This is a genomic window from Fundidesulfovibrio putealis DSM 16056, from assembly GCF_000429325.1.
Classification (GTDB): domain Bacteria; phylum Desulfobacterota; class Desulfovibrionia; order Desulfovibrionales; family Desulfovibrionaceae; genus Fundidesulfovibrio; species Fundidesulfovibrio putealis.
Map to the genome: position 1 here is coordinate 95,100 of NZ_KE386885.1, position 20,581 is coordinate 115,680.

Consider the following 20,581-nt stretch of genomic DNA (forward strand, 5'->3'; position numbering starts at 1 on the left):
GGTTAGCTTCGCGTAATAACCTGTTACGCTTCAAAAATCTTGTTCTAAAGCCCAGAAACGCGCAAAGCCGCGTTTCTGGGCTTCCTAATTCTTGAAATCATCGTGCCCGGCTACGGCTGTGGGTGGGTGCTGTCACGGTCGGGTTCTGGCGGGCGGGCGACGAATCGTCTTCAAATCGGTTCTAGCCCGCCCGCCAGGACACGAACGGGACAGCACCCACCCACAGCTCGCCGCAAATCTCCCGCCCACGACGCGAAGCGAATAGCCGGGTGCAGGGGAGGCTTCTCCCCTGGCGGGTGCAGGGCGGAGCCCGCCGGGGTGCAGGGGCAGCGCCCCTGCCGGGTTCGGGCAGAGCCCGATTACCTCCTCGCGGCCTCGTAAATCCGTTCCAGCTTCGCCGCCACGGCGTCCCAGTTCAGTTCATCCCGCACCAAACGCGCGGCGTTGGCCTGAATGGCCTCACGGCGGGTGGCGTCGGTGAGCGCCTCCACGATGCGGTCCCCGAAGGCCGCCGCGTCGGTGACGGGCGCCACGTAGCCGCAGTCGTACTCGCGCAGATAGCGCTCGATCTCCCCCACGGCGTTGGACACGATGGGCACGCCCGAGGCCAGGTAGTCGCCGAAGCGGATGGGGAAGCGCGCCTTCTCGATGGGGTCGTCGTCCATGGGCAAAAGCAGCGCGTCGGACGCGGCCAAGTAGGCGGGCACGTCAGTGGGCGGCTTCTCGCCAAGGCGCAGAATGCTGTTGCCAGCACGCTCAAGGTAGGGCTGCAAGCGGCGTTCGAACTCGTCGGGAATGTGCATCTTGCCCAGGAAGGCGAGCTTCAGGTCCGGCACGGCGACGCGGGCGCGCTCGAAGGCGTCCAGCAGCAGGAAGAGCGACTCGGTGTAGGTGTGGCCCATGGACAGCACCAGCGGCACGCCGGAAGGCAGGCCCACGTGCGCGCGGGCCTCGTCGCGGGTGAGCGGCGAGCGAGTCATCGTCGGGCAGTTGGGAATGGCGTGGATGCGGCTGTCCGGCACGCCAGCGGCCCGGAAGGAGTCCATGAGCATGGCGCTGGCCGCAGTGCACTGCTGTGCCATCAGGGGCATGTTGTCGTTGAACCAGCCGACCACTCGCTGATAGGGGCCAGGATGCTGGTTGGCGAAGCCGCCCTTCCAGAGGTCGTCGTGATCCAGCACCAGCTTGAGGCCGGGGCGCAGGTAGCGCGCGGCCAGGGTGGGCACGGCCATGGGGTGCAGCGGGAAGGCGAAGGTGTGCAGCACGTCGTAGCGCGAAAAGAGCGCGTAGGCCGTATTGTAGAGCATGCGCAGGGTGTGCAGCGTGTGGAAGCCGCGCAGCTTGTACTTGGGCAACAGCACCGTGGTCAGGCCGCCATCCACGCGTTTGGTGGTGGCCAGGGTGTCCTCGCGGTTGGCGCACAGGAGCGTCACCGTGTGGCCGCGCCGGGTCAGGCCTTTGGCCAGATGGTAGCAGCGGAAATAGGTGCCGTAGTTCTCGACGTTGTGATTCAGAAAGAGGATGTGCATCAGAGATTGGTCCGTTTGAAGAGGCATTCCGGCAGGTTGCGGATGATGAACATGATGGGCCGCCAGATGGCCTTGGTATAGATGGAATCCTTGCCGGAGCGCCATGCGGCGTGGATGTCTCGGGCCACGCGCTCGGGCGTGGCCGTGAGCGATGCGGGCAGGTCCAGGTGGGCGGTCATCTTGGAGCGCACGAAACCGGGCGTGACCGTGAGCACGTTGACGCCCGAGGCGAACAGGCGGTGGCGCAGACCCGAGAGATAGGCCGTCAGCCCGGCCTTGGCCGCGCCGTAGGCGTAGTTGGACTTGCGCCCGCGCTCGCCCGCCACCGAGGACAGGCCGATGAGGAACCCCTCGCGGCGCTCTTCGAAGTCCTTGGCGATGATTTCCAGGACGCTGGCCGCGCCGGTGAGGTTCACTGCCAAAAGGCGCAGCGGGTCGGAGGCTTCCAGCAGGCCGAAGGCCAGCACCGCGCCGTCCGGCTTGTGGGGCAGGGACTGGTAAAACGCGGCGTGGGAGGCTGTGTCCGTGGCGTCGAAGGAGACGACGTCCACCTCCACGCCGAAGTCGCGCCGGAGTTCGACGGCCTTGGAATCCAGAGACGCGGTGTCGCGCGATGCCAGGATCAGGTTGGAACTCTCGCGAGCGGCGAACTCACGCGCGATGGCCAGCCCGATGTCCGAGTTGGCCCCCAGCACCAGCACGCGCTCGGCCTTGGGGGCCTTCTTCGGCGCGCCGGACAGGGTGTTTTTCAGCAGGCGGAAGCCGAAGCGGAAGTAGTTGGCCAGGATGCGCCGGTCGGTTCCGGCCTGGAGGAGCTTTCGCCCGATGTAGCTCGGCCGCAGGTGGAACTTCAGCAGCACGTCGCGCCGGAACTTCTCGATTTCCGGCATGGTGAGGGTCATTGTGCCTACGGTAGGGGCGTTGAAGTAGTCCTTGCCCAGCACGGATTCCTGGATCAGGCCGCAGCTGACGGCCTCGGCGTGCAGCTCGGTGCCGGGATAGGGCACGGCGATGTGCAGCTCCAGGAAATCCGGGTCCAACTCGAAGATGTGGCGGCGGGTGGCTTCCAGGTGCTCGCGGCCCTCCCAGGGCATGCCGATCAGGAAGAACCCGAAGGTGAGGAGCCCCGCTTCTTTGGCCCACTTGGCGGCCTGGATGTTCTCCTCCGCCGTGGTGCCCTTCTTGGAGCGGGCCAGCGTCTCCGGGTGGCCGGATTCGTAGCCGAAGGCAACCAGCCAGCACCCGGCGGCCTTCATGGCCTTGAGCGTCTCCAGGGTCAGGGGCTTCACCTTGGAGTTGGCCACCCAGCGAACCTTGCCCGCCAGGTCGGAATCCAGGATGGCCTGGCAGACTTTTAACGTCCACTTCTGGTCGATGGTGAAGGTGTCGGACTTGAAGAAGAAGTCCCGGATGCCGTGCTTGTGGTAGCACTCGCGCATCTCTTCCAGGATGTTCTCGGGCGAACGCAGGCGCAGCTTGGTGCCCGAAATGGTGGGCGTGACGCAGAAGACGCAGCGCGAGGGGCAGCCGCGCGAGGTGGCGATGGTGGCCTGGGGTTCGCCGGTGTCCGGGCGCACGTAGAGATGATTCTCCATGAGCGAGCGGTCCGGGAAGGGCAGGCTGTCCAGGTCCGTCTCCCAGGAGTCGAAGAAGGTGCGCTGCCACGTATCATTCTGCTTGTACAGGATTCCGCGTATTGCCGGGACTTCCTCGGGCGCGTCGAAGTGCGCGGCGGCCAGCTTGCCCACGATGAAGTCGCTCTCCAGGCCGATCAGGTAGTCCACGCTGGCGAGGTCCAGCTGATCCAGCAGCCCCTGCTCGGGATTGAAGAAGATGGCCCCCTTGAGCATGACCATCAGGTTCGGGCGGCGCTTCTTGAGGTCCGCCACCAGCGTCAGGTCCCGGAAGATGGTGGCGTTGGTGATGGACATGAAGACGGCGTCCGGGGCGAAGCGGTCGAAGTCGGCCAGGAGGTCGTCGAGCGAACGCAGGCTGGTCTGGTAGTCGCGCAGGAAGACCTCGAAACCGTGGGCCTTGAGGGTGGCCGCGCCGTAGCCCAGGTCGTTGGGGGCGCGCATGGTGGTGGCCGTGGAGTTCTCCACGTTGCCCTGGGACCGGTCCTCGCCGCGCTGGTAGAATCTGCCGGGCGGGTAGAAGAGCATCACCCGCCGAGGTGCTTGTGTAGTGTGCATGCGCCGGGGAAGTTGGCCGGATTGCGGCTTTCCGTCAAGGGGTTCGTGGGGGGAGGGGGTATGCAGCGAAGCTATCATGCCTCGCTTGCGGCCCTGAAACAGAACGACCCGCTTTTCGAGCGCACCATGCACGTCATGGAGCACTACCTCGGCAAACTTCCTCAGGTAATCAAGAACATGTTCATGCCCGTCCTGGCGAGGGATTTCAGGCAATTCGTGTGGCTTTATGAGCACCTGCGCGAGGCTGCGGCCTTGGTGGAGAATCACGCGCATCACAAGCGTCGCAAGGAAAAGCGCAAGCAAGAGGGTGGTGCTGGAATACGCGCACCAGAAACCGGAAGGACTGCGGCGGACGTCTCGGCGCGCGATGCGGAACGCCGCGCCCTGGTCTCGCGGGTGAAGGCCGGTGGGGCCAAAGAGGGCGACCTGCTCAGGTATCTGGAACTGGTGGGCGCGGGCGAATAGCCCGGCCAACGACGAGCGTGCAAATAATACAAACAAAGGAGAAGAACTCATGGGCTTCAAAGCGATCGCCCTGGATTACATGATGGATAACGGCATGGCGGATGCGTCGCCGAAGACGGCTCTGGCGTGGTTTTCGCCGGAGGAGGCGAAAAAACAAGGTGATTTTCTTCAGCCGCTATCGGCTCAAGCAGGAACGGAACCTCAGTCGGATATGACCACCCCGCAAGACGGAGGCAATGGGATGACTTCTTTTGAGAGGGAGTCCCGAGGCAGCGCTGGGAGCGCTACGCCCGAAAGCCAACCGCCCGGGAACCGTAACACAGCTCAAGCAAACTCTAATCCCAGCATTACATCCTATAATGGGGTGATGGTTGACGTCAGGGATAATGGAGGTCGCCATTATGAACAAAATGGCAAAATTTTCTATAAGAAAGGCGAAACGTTTTACGGCGTCGAAAAAATACCCGGAGGCAACTACTCTGTTGCGGAAGTGCCAGAATCAGAAGCAAAAGGCATCATCGCCAAGGAAATCATGGACAATGGCAAGAGCCTTTACGCCAGAAACAGGATCTATTATTTGCACGACGGCACCGCATATGACATTGGGCAGAAGGCCGACGGCTCCACCGAAGCCTATGCCGTGTCGCCACATGAGGACGCGGACATCTACACCGTCGCTCACTCAAAAGGGCGATCCATGCCCACTGCCGAGGATCCGCTGATTGACCCTGTAGAGGTAGCAACCGCAGGTCTGATTGGTGGAGTTTCTGCTGCCGCAAAAACAGGAGGAACATTGATGGCACGCATAGGGGCTGGGGCTAAGTCCGCAGGCAGGGACATGGCCCAGGAAGCAGCCACACAAGTTATTCAAAACACTCTAAAGCGATGGTAACATTTTAATACAACACCGATGCCAGCCAGCCAAGAGCTGGCTGGCACCAGTATTGCTTGTGCACTTTGTTTTTTTACAAATGCATACATAGAATTCACGAACACAGAGGACAATGTCTTGGACCAGAACAAGCGCGACCGCCTGATAAAGACGCTCATTAACATTGCATACATAGTTGCATTCTCAACCACAATAAACTTGCTAAAGGAGTGCACGAAATGAAGTCTCAAACAACTACATGTTTCACGTCCCACGCCATTACAATTCAACATGACTGCACTTCTTACATGGCCGACACGGCATAAAATCCAACAACAGCGCACAAACAGGCAATCTACCAGAAATCATTTCCCACGCAACTGCCATGCCAACCCCTCTCCCTAGTCGACGAAATCGCTTTCCCGAATCATAAACGCCAAGCGCATGGCAATGGCAACCTGCGGGATGTGGCAGATCTCAAGCCCCACACGAAGCGCACGGGGGGGGGCGGGCCAAAAGGCGGCGGCTAACCTCCGCCATGCAAGTGGGCGAAGTCGCCCCCTTCGTTATTTGAAATGAAAAGTTCGGCAAAAGTTGAAATATGGCTCTATTTGAAAATAGTACAATATTACAAACAGCACAGTCTGCCCAACGACCCGCGAGATGGTTAGGTGTATGATGAACTTCATTTTGGGCACATGTCAAAGTATTCTGCGAACGCGTAATAAGTGAACACGAGCACATACGTATACCCATGCACCATGGACAGAACAAAATCTACGTAGTCTCCGCCTTTGTATACAAGCATCACCACCACCTCACAAACCTATTTATAAGGTAAATAGCAAGCACACTGAGGGGGATGGAGATGGCAAGCGGGACCACTGAGAGAAGAACCTTCTTCCAAATTGGCATTTTGTAGTATTTATGCATGCGTACATTCCTCTTCAAGACATTGCTGTAGTACTGGGCACAAGACCGTACTTTATGCGTTTGACTTGGGCAGCTTGATGCCAAATGGGCAAGCCCCTGGCCGAGCGCCCAACCGCACCGAATCATCATAAGCTTCTTCACTTAGGGCAGCTGGCAAAACAAGGCATTATTTTCCCATCTATAAGGGAATAGCAAAGCACTGCAACTATCAAAAAATGCAAAATTGTCATTGCAACAGCTTTGTTATAGCGCATCACTATCTTCCAAGAATTTTGCACAGGTTCATTGAATTTGCTATCTCTTCAAAATAATTACTCAACACAAGCCACACAAGAAACAGCATAGAAGAAATATTATTAACCCAGACGGTCCAGGCCGGGGGAGGTGATTCACCGGACGTGTCATACAGCCGAAGGTCCGACGTTATCGTCCCTTGGCCTGCCAGTTCCTCAGGCGACAGCGCCTCCCGCATGGCCGACGGCTCTATATTCTTTGACGGCTGGAACGGCCTGGGCTTGAACATCAGCAGGAGAAAGAGAATCGGAATAAGCGCGAGGGACACAAGCCAGACCATCGCCCAGAATTCATTCGCTACTCCACTGACCACATGGCCCTCTCTTTGATTCTTGATGAAAATCGCCTTCTCGAAAATACTACGCCAAGCACGTACTCAAATCAACGCCGCGCCAGCCCTCCCCCCTCTTGTAACCATCCCCCCGCCGTACCCCTCTTGCCTACAGGTGGCCGCGAGGCCTGCCCAATCAGCGAAACGCGCGAGGTCTCATGCCCCCGTTCTGGAAAAATCCGCTCATCCTCGACCCTGCCCTAGGCTGGCTCCTCGGCACGGTCCTTCTGGCCCCCATCTCGTTCTCCATCGGCAACGCCGAGCTGTTCCCGAAGGAGCACGTAATGGGCATCGCCTTCAGCCCCGTGGCCGTCTACCTGGACTGCGTCTGCCTGTTCGCGGGCATGGCCTGCGGCTGGTTGCGGCGCAGGGCGCAGCTTCACGCGGCCCGCCAGCAGGAGTTGCTGCTGGAAAAAGAGACGCTCCTGCGCATTCTGTCTCACGATGTGGCGGGCAGCGTGGACGCCGCCAGGACGCTGGCCGAGTCCGCCGCGCGCGACGGCGAGAGCCACCTCGGCCCCCGCGCCGGGGAGAGCCTGATGGCCGCGCGCCGCACCCTGGAGAACTCCTCGCGCCTGATAGATTTTACGAAGCGGCTGATGGCCATGGAGAACGGCAGGTGGGTGGTGTGCCTGGTCCCCGGCGACATGGCCGGGCTGACGGACGAGTGCGTGTCGCTTCACGAGCTTCAGGCGCGCGAGAAGGACCTGCTCCTGACCCGGACCTTTGCTCCCGGCCCTTGCGAGGCCCTGGTGGAGCCGGTGGGATTCCTCAACTGCGTGCTGGGCAATCTGGTGGGCAACGCGGTGAAGTACTCGATACCGGGCGGCGAGGTGCGCATCGAGGGCAAGCCCCACCCGCGCGGCTACCAGCTGGAGGTAGTCAACCGTGGGCCGGATATTTCCGCCGAGGCAGCCCGGAGCCTGCAAAACCTGTCCGGGCAACGCGACCCTGGCTTGGGCCTTGGCTTGTCACTTGCGGCCCGCTTCACGCGCCTCATGGGCGGGGAGCTCAGCGTGCGCTCCTGGCCGCTTGGCGGCGGGGCCTACGACACCATCTTCCGGGTGGTGCTGCCCGCGCCGCAGGCCCGCAAGGCCCTGACTCCGGCAGCAACCCACGGTGAGGCGCCCCGGCTGGATCTGGCCCGGGCCTGAGCCCATACGCTGAGATCCTTATCGTACATATTTGAGGCCCCGTCCCGGCGTCACGCGCCTGGGCGGGGCTTTTGCCGTTCCGCCCTGACCTGCGTGTGCCGGAAAACAAATGCGGCCTTGGCTGATACGATCCATGGTGCTATGAATACGTCCTTGAGTTGCAGGCTCGCGACGCCCCGGTCCGGCTCCAGGCTCCGACTCTGGCCCGGCCCTGCAGCCTGCCGACAGCTTTACGACGTACATCTCCACGGAGGACTCACCATGAAAGGCGGCACCCGCGCGATCCGAGGCACTTTTTTCGACCTGATCGACGACCCCTGGAAACATATCGGCAAGGAACAGGAGGCAGCGCGCTTCGTGCGCGACGGGCTGCTGGTGGTCAAGGACGGCGTCATCGCGGATTTCGGCCCCTTCGACGAGGTCTCGCCGCGCCATCCGGGTCTTGAGGTCACGCATCTGCGTGACCGCATCATCCTGCCCGGCTTCATCGACGGCCACGTGCACTTCCCCCAGGTGCGCGTGCTGGGGGCCTACGGCAACCAGCTGCTGGACTGGCTCCAGACCTGGATCTTCCCCGAGGAGCTCAAGTACCGCGACCGCGACTACGCCCGCGAGGCCGCCGGGAAGTTCTTCGACGCCCTGCTGGCGGGCGGCACCACCACCTGCCAGGCCTTCACCACCTCGAGCCCGGTGTCCTCAGAGGAGTTCTTCGAGGAGGCCACTAGGCGCAACATGCGCGTGCTGGCCGGCCTCACCGGCATTGACCGCTTCGCTCCGGCGGACTTTCTGAACACCCCCGAGGACTTCTACCGCGAGTCCAAGCGGCTGATCGAGCAGTACCACCGCAAGGGCCGCAACCTCTACGCCATCACCCCGCGCTTCGCCGTGGGCTGCACGGACGAGCTGATGCGGGCCTGCCGCCGCCTGAAGGAAGAGTACCCGGACTGCTGGATCAACACCCACATCTCGGAGAACCCCTCGGAGATCCGCACGGCCAAGGTCCATTACCCGGATTGCGAGGACTACACCCAGGTGCACGAGAAGCACGGCCTGCTGGGGCCGAAGTTCACCGCAGGCCATGGGGTGTGGCTCTCCAACGACGAGATGCGCCGCTTCTCCAAGGCTGGCGCGGCCATATCCTTCTGCCCGCTTTCCAACATGTTTTTGGGCAGCGGCCTGTTCCGCCTGGGCCGCGCCAAGGACCCCGAGCACCCGGTGCGCCTGTCCGTGGGCAGCGACGTGGGCGGCGGCAACGCCTTCAGCCTGATCCGGGTGCTGGAGGAAGCCTACAAGGTGGGCATGTGCAACAACACCATGCTGGACGGCTCGGTGAACCCGCGCGAGCAGGACATGGCCGAGGCCGAGCGCAACAAGCTCTCCCCCTACCGGGCCTTCTACCTGGCCACGCTTGGCGGGGCGCACTCGCTGTACCTGGACGATACCCTGGGCAACTTCGACGCGGGCAAGGAGGCCGACTTCGTGGCCCTGGACTGGAACGCGGGCCAGCTGGCCATGCGGTGGCACCAGTCCCTGGCCGTGGGAGGCGAAGGACCGCAGACCATCGACCAGGCCGCGCAGCTGCTGTTCGGCGTCATGACCTGCGGCGACGACCGCAACATCGACGAGACCTGGATCGCCGGGGAGCGCGCCTACAAGAAGGGCGAGAAATAGCCGTGGACATGCGCGTATCCCGTGCAACAGCAGTCGTGGTGCAACGGGTCCCCGCCGAGAGCGCCGAATGGTTCATGGAGTGGCAGCGGGGCGTCAGCGCCGCGTCCGAGGCCTTCAGCGGGCACCTGGGCACGGACGTCTACCCTCCGCCGGGCGGCAGGGGCGGCGACTGGGTGGCGGTGGTCAATTTCGAGGACGAAACATCCCTGAGGGCCTGGCTGGATTCGCCGGTTCGCAGGCAGTGGGTGGACAAGCTCCAGGCGCATATCGGGTCGTTCGACCTGAAGGTGACGCCGGGCGGGCTGGGGCCGTGGTTCGCGGGGTGCATGCAGGGATCGGGCGCAGCGGCCGTGCCGGGCTGGAAAATGGTGCTGGTGGTGCTTTTGGGGCTCTACCCCACGGTGATGCTGCTGACGCTCTTTCCTGGGCCGTACACCCAGCACCTGGGGCTGGCCGTGTCCATGCTGATCGGCAACGCGCTGAGCGTTTCGGCCTTGCAGTGGGTGGTGATGCCGGTTCTGAACGTGCTGTCCAAGCCGTGGCTCGCGGCCAACGGCGAGGAGCGAAAGACCTACTCGCGCGTGGGGCTTGTCGTGATCGTGACGCTGCTCTTTGGCCTGACCGTGTTCTTCCACGGGCTAACGGGGTGATGACGGGCTGACGCCCCGCACTGTGAGGGCGGGAGCTTGCAGTGGGGGAACGCCTCCGGCGGCCAAAGGGCTGCGCCCTTTGGAATCCGCAACCATCCCAGGTTGTTGCCCTGTCGTGCTTCTGTCTGGACGATGGACAGCGAAGAGTTTGGCACGTCCTGGTGCTCCATCCGGCGCTGCAAGCTAGCGCATGGACCCGCCGAAGGACCGCACCGCATCGATGACGCCCTGGACCTGGTCCTGGGACAGGTCCGGGCGGATGGGCAGCGACAACGTGCGCAACGCGAACTCCTCCGCAGCCGGGAAATCCCCGCGCGCGAAGCCCAGCACGCGAAACCTGGGGTGCAGGTGCAGCGGCACGGGATAATGAAGCCCCGTGCCGACCCCCATTTCGTCCAGGTAGACGCGCATGTCGTCGCGGTCGGGGATGGTCAGGGCGTAGATGTGGCGGTTGGGCAGGTTTCCGGGCAGCACGGCAAGCGGCTCGGTGTAGCCGGTGCCCACGAAGGCCTTGTCGTAGGCGGCGGCCACGGCGCGGCGTGCCTCGTTGGCGGCGTCGAGTCCCTTGAGCCTCACCCGCAGCACGGCGGCCTGGACGCAGTCCATCTGGGAGTCAGCCATCTCCACTTTGCCGCCGGAGCCGAGCCCGAGCCCCCTGGCGCGAACCGCGCGCACGGCCTTGGCCAGCTGCGCGTCGCCCGTGGTCACGGCCCCGCCCTGGCCCAGCGCGCCCAGGTTCTTTTCGGGCGAGAAGCTGAACACGGCGGGGAAGCCGAAGCCGCCAGCCTTGCGCGCCTCGCCCCCGACCCGCTCCGAGCGGGCCTTGTCCGCCGGGGCGAGCGCCCCATGAGCCTGGCGTGCGTCCTCGATGAGCACGAACCCGTAGCGGGCCGACAGGGACTCGAGCCCTGCGATGTCCGCGCACTGGCCGAACAGGTCCACGGCGATCACCGCGTTGGCACGCGGTTTGGACTCGTCGCGCAGGCGGTCCTCAAGGCGGTTCAGGTCGATAAGGCCGGTAGCGGGGTTCACGTCCACGAAGTCCAGGCGCGGCCCGGCCTGGAGCACGGCGTCTGCCACCACGCTGGAGGCGTTGGGCACGCAGAGCACCACGTCCGGCCTGGAAAGCCCCAGGGCGGTCAGCAGCAGCCGGAAGCTGTCCGCGCCGCTGCCCGTGGCCACGCAGTTGCCCGCGCCGAGGTAGGCCGAGAACTCGTCCTCGAAGGCTCCGATTTCCTCTTCCGCCATGAACGAGCCCGCATCCAGGACGCGGGCCATGGCGGCCAGAAGCTCGTCGCGGCGAGCCTTATCGGCAACGGCCAGATCATGATAAGGGACTATGGGCTTGGGCATGGCCCTATTGTTAGCCGATACTGCCCGCAAAAGCCAGACGCTACTTGAACACGTAGAGAATCAGATAGCAGGAGGCAACCCACAGCCCGATCACCACTTGGATGAAGGGGTCGCGCAGCAGCACCTGGGTGGGCGAACCGGAGCGGCTCTCCACGAAGGTGATCTGCATGTAGCGCAGCATGCCCGCCACCACCCACAGGGAGGTGAGGTACAACTGGTCGGTGCCATGTTTGGCCATCACGTCCGGGGAGAGCGTGTAGAGAATGTAGCTGACTATCACCACCCCGGCCATCACCGCCATGCACAGGCTGACGTACTCCAGGGAGTACCCGTCCAGGCATTTGCGCGTGCGCGACCCGCAGGCGGCCAGGAGCAGGTCGTCGCGGCGCTTGGCCAGCCCCAGGAACAACGCCAAGAGGAAGGTCATGATGACGATCCAGTGGCTGGGCGTTATGCCGGAAGCCGCACCGCCCGCGAAGATGCGCAGCACGAAGCCGATGGCGATGCACATGAGGTCCACGATGGCCGCGTGCTTCACCCCCAGCGAATAGGCCACGTTGATGCCCATGTAGGCCAGCACGATGCCCGGAAAGGCCCGCCCTGGCACAAGCGGGGTCAGGGCCAGGGCCGTGCCGGCCAGCGCGGCCAGGAATACCCAGGCCTGGGCGGTGGAAACCGCGCCGGATGCGATGGGGCGGTTCTTCTTGGTGGGATGTTTGCGGTCATCTGCGGCGTCGCGCAGGTCGTTGAACACGTACACGGCGCTGGCGGTCAGACAGAACACGCCGAAAGCCATGAGCGAGCCCCACACCGAGGCCGCGTCTCCGAGCTTCCAGCCGAAGAACAGCGGCAGGAGCACGAAGAGGTTCTTGAGGTATTGGTGGGGCCGGGCCAGCTTGATCAGGCCCCGGATCAGTTCCATGGTGGAGGTGTTCATGGCGTGGGCGTATCCCTACCCTGTTTGCCGCCCGATGAAAACCGACCAGGAGAGAAGGCGGCATAAGCCGCGCAACAAAGACACGCCAGGAGCCCCAGCCCCCCGACGGCCAGGGTAACGCGGTTGCCCACGTCGCGCAGGCGCTGGGGCGAGAAGACCAGTTCCAGATTTTCCTGCGGGGCCTTCGGCAACACGTAGGCGTTCATGAAGCCGTAGGCCTTGAGGGGCGGTTGCGCGCCCGCCAGCCACCTGGGGTTGTAGCCCTCCGAAAACAGCATGAGCCCCCCAGGCGGCATCGCGCCGGACACCTCGTAGCGCGCCTGGTTCACGCGCCGCACCTCCAGCTTGGCGTCCTGATCCCCGGCGGGAGGCGCGATGCTTCCGAGACCTGCAGGCGCATCCGGTACCTGGCTCTCCAGCACGAACATGTCGCAGGCCGTTCCCGGAGGACCGCCGGAGAGGTCCATCACGCCCTGCGCGTCGGTCTCACGCAGGCCCATGTCGAACCAGCGGGGGCCGTCCTGGGTGAGAAGCCGGGCCTTCACCCCATAGCGCCCCGGCCTGAAGGCCGTGGCCGTGAACCGCGCCGGGAGCAGCACCGCCTGCCCCATGGAGGCCGCGCCCGGATAGGGCTGCGCGGGCTCCAGCAGCAGGCGCATGGGCTGGTTGGGGGGCGTGGAAAGCGAGTTGAGCTGGGCCTGGCGCATGGCGAAGCGCAGGTGCACGGTTCTGGTTCGGGCCGTGACCGAGATGCGCGCGCGGCGCACGTACACGTCCTCCCATTTGCCGTCGGTCGCGCCCGGAGTATCGAAGAGGGGCTGCCAGTTCTCTCCGTCCGGCGACCACTGCGCGCGCACAAAAGCCAGCCCGCCCGGATCGCCGAACAGGCGCGGCGAGCACTCCAGGGTGAACCCGGACACCTCCAGGGGCAGCTCCAGCCGGAACAGGACCTGGCCCACGTGTTCGCCCTCCGCTGCCAGGGTGCCGGACCCCACGCCGTCCGCGCCTTCAAGGCGCACGCCCTCGCGCGATGTTTCCAGGCCGGGATGCCCGCCCAAAAGCGGCACGGCCATGGTCCGCGCGTAGGGCCACGCGCCCGGACCGGCCACGGCCTCGGCCTGCACCGCTATGGTGGTCGCGCCGGAGTCGGGAAACGCCGCGTCCAGCGACGCCCTGGCCGATTCGAATTCACGCGCAGGGACAACGAGCATCCCCGACACAATCGCGCCGGGGCCATGGGCTTCGACGATCAGGGGGTCTCCCGAATAATCCAGAACGCCGAGATCCAGCCAGTTCCAGCCCCGGTCCATGGGCGAGGGCGGCTCCTGCGCCACAAGAACCGCACCCTTGTGCCGGATGGACACGCCAGACTGCCCCGGCAGGCTCATGACCCGCACCAGCACCCGGTGCGGCCCGGAACTCCCGACGCTAAGAGGCAACTCCAGGCGCGCCGGTCCCTGGCTCCAGAGGCAGGCCCCATTGAGCGGGGAGCCTTCCAGCCACAGGCTCTGGTGCCATCGGTCGCCCGGAACCATCCAGCCAGCAGGCGCGGGGGAGGAACCGGCCAGGGCAGGCTTCCAGCATTCCGGCGAAAGCCACGGGAGCAGCAGCTCCGGCCAACTCCCGCCCAATACGGTCACGCCGCGCCTTGTCGCGCCCAGCCTGTCCAGGCCCGCCGGGTCGATGTCCGTGGCGAAAAAAAGCGCCCGGCTCCTGAAACCGTCGCCGGGAATCTCGGCCAGCGAGGCCAACAGCGGCAGGCCGCCGCTGGCCAGCCCCGCCGACGCGGCCACGCGCACGCGTGGCAGATAGTCACTGTTGTCGAGACCAAGTATCGGCCCGAAGCTCCAGTCCGGATCCGGACGCAGATCGCGCTGTGCGGCCAGGAAGCGCTCCAGCACGTCGCCGGGGTCGCTCAGGGTCTCGGAACCGCGCTTGGTCTGGGGCATCCAGCCGTAGTCATAGTAGGACAAATAACTCGAGCCCCGGTCGAAGAACACGCGCTTGACCGCGCCAAGCCCCAGAAGCCGCCCGAAGGCGTCCGTGGCGGGATTTCCCCGATGGGCCAGCGACAGCAGGAAGCGGCCGTAAATCTGGCCCACGAAGGCGGGACCCACCAGGTTGTCCTTGCCCAAAAGCGCATAGTTGCGGGTGATGGACGTTGACGGGGGCTCGGGGATGTCCCCGGTGGGGCTTGAAATGGTGGGGAACACGCTGACGCGGTACAGGCCGGGATCGCGGTTCAGGGCCTCCACCAGCTGGCGCTCCTCGGGGACAAGCTGCTGCGCCATGAGCGACATGGTCTGGGTGGTCTCGTTCTTGGGGCGCGTCAGGTCCCCATGCCACCAGGGCAGCAGGTACACGGCCAGCGCGGGCAGGGCCAGCGCGGCCATGGCGGCCTCCGGCCAGCGTCGCCCCCTCCAGATTCCCCTGTCCGCCACGGCCTGGAGTCCCAGCCCCACCAGCAGGGCAAGCCCCGCCTGATAGAGCGACAGCCAGCGCATGGGCCGGGCCATCAGGTAGAAGACCATCTGCACCCGTGCCAGGACCCCCTCGTAGAGGATGCGTCCAGGCGTTGTGTTGATTCCGGCCAGCATCCAGAATCCGGCCAGCAGGCAGGCGGCGGCGAAGGCCTTCAGGGCAGGGCTGGCCGTGCGCGCAAGCAACCCCAGGAGCGCGATCCCCAGGAGCGCGTAGGCCGACACCCACCACCAGCGCCCGAAAGCGCCCTCCACCGGGTAGGCCTGTTCGGTGCCCATGCCCAGGTTCTCGGTGTGGCCGATCATGGCCTGGCGCGGGGGGGCGGAAAAGTCCTTGTACACGTGCAGGTAGTGCGCGCGCAGGTCTTCCAGGCGCAGATTGTACTTGGCCCCGTCCACGCCGGTTGCTCCCGCCGGGATGATCCAGTGGGCCTGCATGCCGAGCGCCAGGGTCATGGCCACGGCCAGCACAGCCGCCGGTCGAGCGCTGCGCGACGCCACAGCCGCCCCCACGGCCCACAGGCCCAGGAAACACCCTGTGAGCACAAGCCCGATGGGCATGGTGGAGAACCCGAGCCCGGCCAGGAGCCCGGCGGCCAGAGCGCGGGACCAGAACCCCGCCCCGCGCGAACGTCTGGCCCCTTCTGCCGCGTCCACCATCCAGGGGCAGAGCATGAGCGCAAACCCCACCTCGAAGGCGTGCCCGGAAACGACCATGCTGTAGGTACGCGGGTTGAACTGGCTGAGCAGGCACGCGGCCAGCCCAGGCCAGAGCCCCAGCCCGAGCCGCCTCCCCAGCCGCCAGAATCCCGCTGCGCCGATCAGCGCATAGAAGAGATAATGCCAGTGCCCAAGGGCGGGCGCTCCAATCCAGGCCATGCCCTGGCGCATGATGAGGTCGAAAGCGCGCCCTATGCCGGTAAAGGTTGCTGGTGAACCCATCTCGAAGATGGAGGACCATGCGTCGCGCGAGATCCTGCCGTACACGTCCAGCTGCGACGGGTACGGCGGGATGGTCTGGTCCCAGTTCTGGTAGATGTGTCCCGGTTCGAACAGGATGCCGCGATAGGACAGCAGGTAGAAGGCCGTCACCAGCGCGAGCACGGCGGAAAGCCCCAGGAGGGCGCGGGGGCGGTGCTGCGTCACGCCTGCTGAAGTGCCACGACGGGCGAAGTTTGAAAAGGGGCGCGCACCGGCATCAGGCCAAAAGCGCCAGCGCGCAGACAAGCTCGCCAAGCACGATGGCCGCGCCCATGAAGTCGCCGTTGAAGCCGTTCTGCCGGATGGACAGGCGCGCAAGAAACGCCAGCACCAGCCCCGACCCGAAAAGCCCCAGGCACACGGAGGACACCGGCGCTGCGGCCAGCCCCAGGACCACGGCCTGGGCCAGCGCGAACGCCGCAACTCCCAAAGTCGCGCCCGGCGCGAACAGGGAGGACAGCCCCGGCCTGACCCGGATGCGGCACAGGGCCAAGGCGGCGACGCTTACGGCGCGTCCCATGACGAAGCACCAGCATACGGCCAGGAACTGCCCTGTCGCGGCCAGGGCTCCAAAGGCCAGGGCTTGGCCCAGGATGACCATCACCAGCCAGAGGACCCCGAACGGCCCGGCGCGGCTGTCCTTCATGATGGCCCAGAATCTATCTCCGGTGGCGGCGCTGCCCCAGGCGTCGGCCACGTCGGCCAGTCCGTCCGCGTGCAGCCCCCGCGTTACCCAGAGGCTAAGTCCCGTGATGAGCCAGCCTTGCAGCAAGGGGTGGTCGGTGAACAATCCGAGCCAGGCGGGCAGCACGGCGGCAAGGCCGACAGCAAGGCCGACAGCCGGGAACCAGTTCAGGGTTTTGGGGAAATCGGCATCGTCCACCACGCGCGGCGGCACAAGGCGCGTCAGAAAGGACAGCGCGGAAATAAAAAGACCAGGATGCATGCTCGGTATACGTCCTTGAAATCCTGACTACGACTAATCGCGTTTATCCAGGCTGATGGCAACGACCGCTCCGCTGGAAAGGCCCAGGATCGCTGCCGCCGACTGCTGGTTGGCTGCCAGTTCCAGATAGCCCTGGCTGCCCCTGATGAGCCCCAGCTCTCCCGGCGCGAGCTTCTCGTAGGTTACCACCGGGAAAAGCTCCCGGACGGACGGGACGACGAGCGAGGGTGTCTTGGACTTGAACAGCACCGGCGTCCAACTGGCCACGTCCAGGTTGGTGATGCAGTTGCCGAAGCGGTCCACATGCAGGATCGTGGCCTCGATCACTTCGCCGTTGCGCACCGGCTCCGCACCGGGCAATCGCGCCAGGGAGTGCGGGTTGACCTCGTCGCCCAGGTCGGCGGTGGGCGCGTCGTTGGCCAATCGTGCCGCCAGGGGGGCGAAGACGTCGCGGCCATGAAACGTGGCGCTGGCGTCCCTGCGCCAGGCAGGGGTGACGTCGCGCACCCGGCTGGCCCCGCCGCGCTGCATCACAAAGGACACGAGCCCGTTGTCCGGGGCCAGGAAATACTGCTGGTGCTTCTCCACCAGGATGATGCGCCTGTCGCCGCCCACGCCCGGGTCCACCACGGACACGAACACCGAGCCCTCCGGGAACCACTGGCGGCTCACCCCCAGGAAGAAGGCCGCCTGGAGGATGTTGAAGGGTTCCACCTGATGGCACAGGTCCAGGATGCGCGCCTGTGGGGCGTGTCGCAGCAACGCGCCTTTCAGCTGACCCACGTAGGGATCGGCCAGGCCGAAATCGGTCAAAAGGACGATATCTCGCGGCATAGGGGCTCCCGGCTTATGGGGCGCGAACACCCGACCCAGACGTGGGAACGCGCGAAGCGCGTGCATGGTCCGGATTTATGGCCGGGGAGGGCGAATGTAAAGCATTGGCGCAACAGCCCTGGCGGAGGCGCAGGCTGGCCGAAGGCCTGCCTACTTCTGCTGGCTGTCCAGGGTCAGGCTGAAGGCCACGGCGTAGAGGTGGTGGAAAAAGTCCACGTACTCGATGGACACCGTGTCCGGCACGCTGATGCGCGAGGGAGCGAAGGTGATGATGCCGCGCACGCCTGCGTCCACCAGGTAGTTGGCGGCGCGCTGGGCGCGTTCCGGCGGGGTGGTGATGATGCCGATCTCGATGCCGAGCTCCTCGCACTTCTCCTTCAGGCGGCGCGAACAGATGACCTCCAGCCCGGAGACCTCCTCGCCGATCTTGAAGGGGTCGCAGTCGAAAGCGCCCACGATGTGGAAGCCCCGGCGCTGGAAATCCTGGTGGCGCAAAAGCGCCTTGCCCAGGTTGCCCACGCCGACCAGCGCGGCCTTCCAGACGCGGTCCACGCCCAGGGCCTGCTTGATGGAGGAGATGAGGTCCTGGACGAAGTAGCCGACGCCGCGAACGCCGAACTCGCCAAAATAGGCCAGATCCTTGCGGATCTGAGAGGGGTTCACGTTGCAGGCCTTGGCCAGCACCTCGGAAGAGAGCACCTCGGAACCTTCGCGGCGGAAGGTTTCCAGTACCTGGATGTACAGCGCCAGCCGCTGGATGGTGGCGCGGGGGATGTGCTCGCTTTTCACGGATATGGTTTTCGCATGTGGGTGATGTGTGAAGAAAAAACGGGAGGCCCGTGTGGGCCTCCCGCGAGGAACCGATGCTTAGGCGCCGAAGGGCTTGACGAACATGAGCAGCAGGCAGACGACCAGGGCGTAAATGGCCAGGGATTCGATGAAGGCCAGGCCCAGGATCAGGGTGGTGGTCAGCTTGCCGCCGATCTCGGGGTTGCGGGCCATGCCTTCGCAAGCGCCCTTAACGCCGATGCCCTGTCCGATGCCGCAGCCCAGAGCGGCCAGGCCCATGCCGACAGCGGCGCCCCAGGCGGACATGGCGCCGACGCCGGAGCCGTCAGCGGCGAAAGCCAGGGAAGCGATAGCGAGCATGGCCACGGTGTTCAGGGCGGTGATCAGAGTCTTACGCATGGAAAATCTCCTCATGATGGTATGTTGTTTGGTCAGATGACCATTTCCCCTCGATTTTAGTGCGCGTGCTCGAATGCGCCCTTCAAGTAGACCAGGGCCAGCATGAAGAACACGAAGGCCTGGATGAAGTCGGCCAGCATGAACAGGAAGTAGATCGGGAACGTGGCCGCGATGGGGGCCAGCATGAACAGCAGGATAAGAACCAGCTCTTCACCGCGAACGTTGCCGAAGAGTCGCAGAGTGAGCGACAGGGGCCGGGCCAAGTGGCTCATGAACTCAAGGATGAGCATCATGGGAGCCAGGGCGGGCATGGGGCCCATGAAGTGCTTGATGTAGCCGAGGCCCCAGTTCCTGATGCCCCAGTAGTTGTAGTAGACGAAAACGAACAGCGCCATGGCGGCGTTGTGGTTCACGCTGTTGGTGGCCGAGTCGAAACCGGGCACCAGACCCATGAAGTTGCAGGTCAGGATGTACAGGAAGATGGTCACCAGAATCGCGGTGACCTTGCGTCCGTCTTCGCCCATGGTTTCAACGATGAAGTTCTCAAGCCCGCCTATGACGAACTCGAAGAAGTTCTGCAGGCCTCCCGGAACCATCTTGAGGCTGGACGAAGTAATGAGCCCCAAGGTCACGAGGACAGCAATGGCAAGCCAGGAGAAGAGAACTTCGTTGGGGATGTGAAGCCCCGCACCTTTGGCCGCCAACTCCAAAAACAATACCGGATGATCCAACCCGCCAGCCATGTTCCTAGGCCTCCTTCACGCTGTTAGCCCCGGACCTTCGAAAGGCCCCCCACACCAGAATAGTCACCATTACCGTGGACATGCCGGCCAGGATCGCCCAAACGGGCCATGCTGCCGCCACGATCATCGCGTATAAACCGGCGCCTGTTACGGAAAGGCGCACAAAAAACCTGAAGAACGTCCCGCCCACTGCTCCAGCCGCGCTGGCGAGCAATCCCTGGGCGAAACGGATCAGCCACCAGAAATTCACCGTGATCAGAAGCGCACCACAAGCGTAGGCCACTCCCCATTCACCAAGTTCCGACACGGACAGCGCCATGAGGCTCGTGAAAAGAGCCATGATGATCTGGTCGCGCATCAGGGTTCGCCCTTCGGGGTGGGTGAAGCCTATCCGCAGGAGCATCCGGTCAAGAAAGCTACGCATCGCCAGAACCTCCCGCGCCGGGTTTTTGGCCCTGCGTGCGTTCCGGCGCGTCCTGCCCGGGTTGCGCCGCCTTCTCTTCCGTGGCGTTACCTTCCGTGGCCTTCGCATCCGTGGCTGCCGGAGAATCCCCGGCGGCCTTGGAGCTGGCGGCGGCGCCCACCGTCTGGGACCGCTCCATCTTCATGGCGTCGCGGTACATGTGGCGGAAACCCGCCACGATGCCCATGAGCAGCCAGAAGATCAGGCCCCAGGGCTCGGTGTGGAACCACTTGTCGCAGTAGTATCCCATCACCAGCCCCACCACCGTGTGGGCCACGAAGTTGGTGCCCATGGTGGCGGCCTTCTCGATGCCGTCCCAGGTGTCTTTATTCCTGTTCTTAAAGATCATCCGCATTCCTCCGGCCGGCAGCCGGTCAGCCGCGGTACTCGTGCATTGCTTCACAAGTGCGGCTGGCCTAGCACAGGCGCGATGATTTCGTCAACGCATCTGACCCCTACGGCCGGGATTTTTCACGAGTTTTTTTCATGTTCGGGGGACTATGTTCCAAAAAGAACAAATCAACAGAGCAACTTGTGCCGTTTGCAACAAGGTCCGGCCCATGAAC

The 20,581-nt window shown here is 64.2% G+C and carries 18 protein-coding genes; 5 read left to right on the plus strand and 13 right to left on the minus strand.

The features are described 5' to 3' along the window. Positions 1–359 precede the first annotated feature (359 nt). A complete protein-coding gene (locus G453_RS0117235; RefSeq protein ID WP_027192035.1) occupies positions 360–1,529 on the minus strand; it encodes a glycosyltransferase family 4 protein in 1,170 nt (389 codons plus the stop codon). After that, the gene (locus G453_RS0117240) at positions 1,529–3,721 is read right to left on the minus strand and encodes an SDR family oxidoreductase (RefSeq protein ID WP_027192036.1); all 2,193 of its coding nucleotides are present in this window, start codon (positions 3,719–3,721) and stop codon (positions 1,529–1,531) included. Before G453_RS0117240 ends, G453_RS0117235 begins: the two co-directional genes overlap by 1 nt. A 60-nt stretch (positions 3,722–3,781) precedes the next feature. Here G453_RS0117240 and G453_RS0117245 point away from each other — a divergent pair, with 60 nt between their 5' ends. Together G453_RS0117245 and G453_RS0117250 are read left to right on the plus strand one after the other, a co-directional pair. Beyond that, the gene (locus G453_RS0117245) at positions 3,782–4,186 is read left to right on the plus strand and encodes a hypothetical protein (RefSeq protein ID WP_027192037.1); all 405 of its coding nucleotides are present in this window, start codon (positions 3,782–3,784) and stop codon (positions 4,184–4,186) included. 49 nt (positions 4,187–4,235) lie between these two features. Further along, positions 4,236–5,078, plus strand: coding sequence for a hypothetical protein (locus tag G453_RS0117250; protein ID WP_027192038.1), 843 nt, complete (start codon positions 4,236–4,238; stop codon positions 5,076–5,078). 1,168 nt (positions 5,079–6,246) lie between these two features. Here the strand turns inward: G453_RS0117250 and G453_RS0117260 are convergent. Continuing rightward, positions 6,247–6,597, minus strand: a complete 351-nt coding sequence (locus G453_RS0117260) for a hypothetical protein (protein WP_156920997.1) — start codon at positions 6,595–6,597, stop codon at positions 6,247–6,249. A gap of 176 nt (positions 6,598–6,773) precedes the next feature. Here G453_RS0117260 and G453_RS0117265 point away from each other — a divergent pair, with 176 nt between their 5' ends. The 3 genes from G453_RS0117265 to G453_RS0117275 all read left to right on the plus strand — a co-directional run bounded on the left by G453_RS0117265 (position 6,774) and on the right by G453_RS0117275 (position 10,090). Next, positions 6,774–7,769, plus strand: coding sequence for a sensor histidine kinase (locus G453_RS0117265; protein WP_027192040.1), 996 nt, complete (start codon positions 6,774–6,776; stop codon positions 7,767–7,769). A gap of 261 nt (positions 7,770–8,030) precedes the next feature. After that, positions 8,031–9,440 (plus strand): guanine deaminase, encoded by a 1,410-nt coding sequence (gene guaD, locus G453_RS0117270; protein WP_027192041.1) that lies wholly within the window; start codon positions 8,031–8,033, stop codon positions 9,438–9,440. A gap of 38 nt (positions 9,441–9,478) precedes the next feature. After that, positions 9,479–10,090, plus strand: a complete 612-nt coding sequence (locus tag G453_RS0117275) for an antibiotic biosynthesis monooxygenase (protein ID WP_235731796.1) — start codon at positions 9,479–9,481, stop codon at positions 10,088–10,090. A gap of 183 nt (positions 10,091–10,273) precedes the next feature. On the opposite strand, the gene G453_RS0117280 is transcribed toward G453_RS0117275, so the two are convergent. The 10 genes from G453_RS0117280 to G453_RS26660 form a co-directional block, all read right to left on the minus strand. Continuing rightward, a complete protein-coding gene (locus G453_RS0117280) occupies positions 10,274–11,443 on the minus strand; it encodes a DegT/DnrJ/EryC1/StrS family aminotransferase (protein ID WP_043646304.1) in 1,170 nt (389 codons plus the stop codon). A gap of 40 nt (positions 11,444–11,483) precedes the next feature. Beyond that, entirely contained in the window at positions 11,484–12,380 is an 897-nt protein-coding gene (locus tag G453_RS0117285) for a decaprenyl-phosphate phosphoribosyltransferase (RefSeq protein WP_235731797.1), read from the minus strand. Further along, entirely contained in the window at positions 12,377–16,006 is a 3,630-nt protein-coding gene (locus tag G453_RS24905) for a hypothetical protein (protein ID WP_051272562.1), read from the minus strand. Before G453_RS24905 ends, G453_RS0117285 begins: the two co-directional genes overlap by 4 nt. A 52-nt stretch (positions 16,007–16,058) precedes the next feature. After that, positions 16,059–16,787, minus strand: a complete 729-nt coding sequence (locus G453_RS0117295) for an adenosylcobinamide-GDP ribazoletransferase (RefSeq protein ID WP_043646306.1) — start codon at positions 16,785–16,787, stop codon at positions 16,059–16,061. Positions 16,788–16,820: 33 nt separating this feature from the next. Then, entirely contained in the window at positions 16,821–17,621 is an 801-nt protein-coding gene (locus G453_RS0117300) for an SAM hydrolase/SAM-dependent halogenase family protein (protein WP_027192046.1), read from the minus strand. Between the two features lie 150 nt (positions 17,622–17,771). Next, positions 17,772–18,410, minus strand: coding sequence for a redox-sensing transcriptional repressor Rex (locus G453_RS0117305; protein ID WP_027192047.1), 639 nt, complete (start codon positions 18,408–18,410; stop codon positions 17,772–17,774). 78 nt (positions 18,411–18,488) lie between these two features. Next, positions 18,489–18,809 (minus strand): ATP synthase F0 subunit C, encoded by a 321-nt coding sequence (gene atpE, locus G453_RS0117310; protein ID WP_027192048.1) that lies wholly within the window; start codon positions 18,807–18,809, stop codon positions 18,489–18,491. A 56-nt stretch (positions 18,810–18,865) separates the two neighbouring features. After that, complete coding sequence (gene atpB, locus G453_RS0117315; RefSeq protein ID WP_027192049.1) at positions 18,866–19,552, minus strand: F0F1 ATP synthase subunit A; 687 nt, start codon at positions 19,550–19,552, stop codon at positions 18,866–18,868. Positions 19,553–19,556: 4 nt separating this feature from the next. After that, complete coding sequence (locus G453_RS0117320; protein WP_051272563.1) at positions 19,557–19,976, minus strand: ATP synthase subunit I; 420 nt, start codon at positions 19,974–19,976, stop codon at positions 19,557–19,559. Continuing rightward, entirely contained in the window at positions 19,969–20,364 is a 396-nt protein-coding gene (locus G453_RS26660) for an AtpZ/AtpI family protein (protein ID WP_051272564.1), read from the minus strand. The genes G453_RS0117320 and G453_RS26660 overlap by 8 nt, the downstream gene beginning before the upstream one ends. Between the last annotated feature and the right edge of the window lie 217 nt (positions 20,365–20,581).

What these genes read in the sequence shown, in the direction of transcription:
- atpB (WP_027192049.1), bottom strand. Translation starts at nt 19,552, where the DNA reads ATGGCTGGCGGGTTGGATCATCCGGTATTGTTTTTGGAGTTGGCGGCC.
- G453_RS0117300 (WP_027192046.1), bottom strand. Translation starts at nt 17,621, where the DNA reads ATGCCGCGAGATATCGTCCTTTTGACCGATTTCGGCCTGGCCGATCCC.
- atpE (WP_027192048.1), bottom strand. Translation starts at nt 18,809, where the DNA reads ATGCGTAAGACTCTGATCACCGCCCTGAACACCGTGGCCATGCTCGCT.
- G453_RS0117280 (WP_043646304.1), bottom strand. Translation starts at nt 11,443, where the DNA reads ATGCCCAAGCCCATAGTCCCTTATCATGATCTGGCCGTTGCCGATAAG.
- G453_RS0117265 (WP_027192040.1), top strand. Translation starts at nt 6,774, where the DNA reads ATGCCCCCGTTCTGGAAAAATCCGCTCATCCTCGACCCTGCCCTAGGC.
- G453_RS26660 (WP_051272564.1), bottom strand. Translation starts at nt 20,364, where the DNA reads ATGATCTTTAAGAACAGGAATAAAGACACCTGGGACGGCATCGAGAAG.
- G453_RS0117295 (WP_043646306.1), bottom strand. Translation starts at nt 16,787, where the DNA reads ATGCATCCTGGTCTTTTTATTTCCGCGCTGTCCTTTCTGACGCGCCTT.
- G453_RS0117235 (WP_027192035.1), bottom strand. Translation starts at nt 1,529, where the DNA reads ATGCACATCCTCTTTCTGAATCACAACGTCGAGAACTACGGCACCTAT.
- G453_RS0117250 (WP_027192038.1), top strand. Translation starts at nt 4,236, where the DNA reads ATGGGCTTCAAAGCGATCGCCCTGGATTACATGATGGATAACGGCATG.
- G453_RS0117240 (WP_027192036.1), bottom strand. Translation starts at nt 3,721, where the DNA reads ATGCACACTACACAAGCACCTCGGCGGGTGATGCTCTTCTACCCGCCC.
- G453_RS0117285 (WP_235731797.1), bottom strand. Translation starts at nt 12,380, where the DNA reads ATGAACACCTCCACCATGGAACTGATCCGGGGCCTGATCAAGCTGGCC.
- G453_RS0117320 (WP_051272563.1), bottom strand. Translation starts at nt 19,976, where the DNA reads ATGCGTAGCTTTCTTGACCGGATGCTCCTGCGGATAGGCTTCACCCAC.
- G453_RS0117245 (WP_027192037.1), top strand. Translation starts at nt 3,782, where the DNA reads ATGCAGCGAAGCTATCATGCCTCGCTTGCGGCCCTGAAACAGAACGAC.
- guaD (WP_027192041.1), top strand. Translation starts at nt 8,031, where the DNA reads ATGAAAGGCGGCACCCGCGCGATCCGAGGCACTTTTTTCGACCTGATC.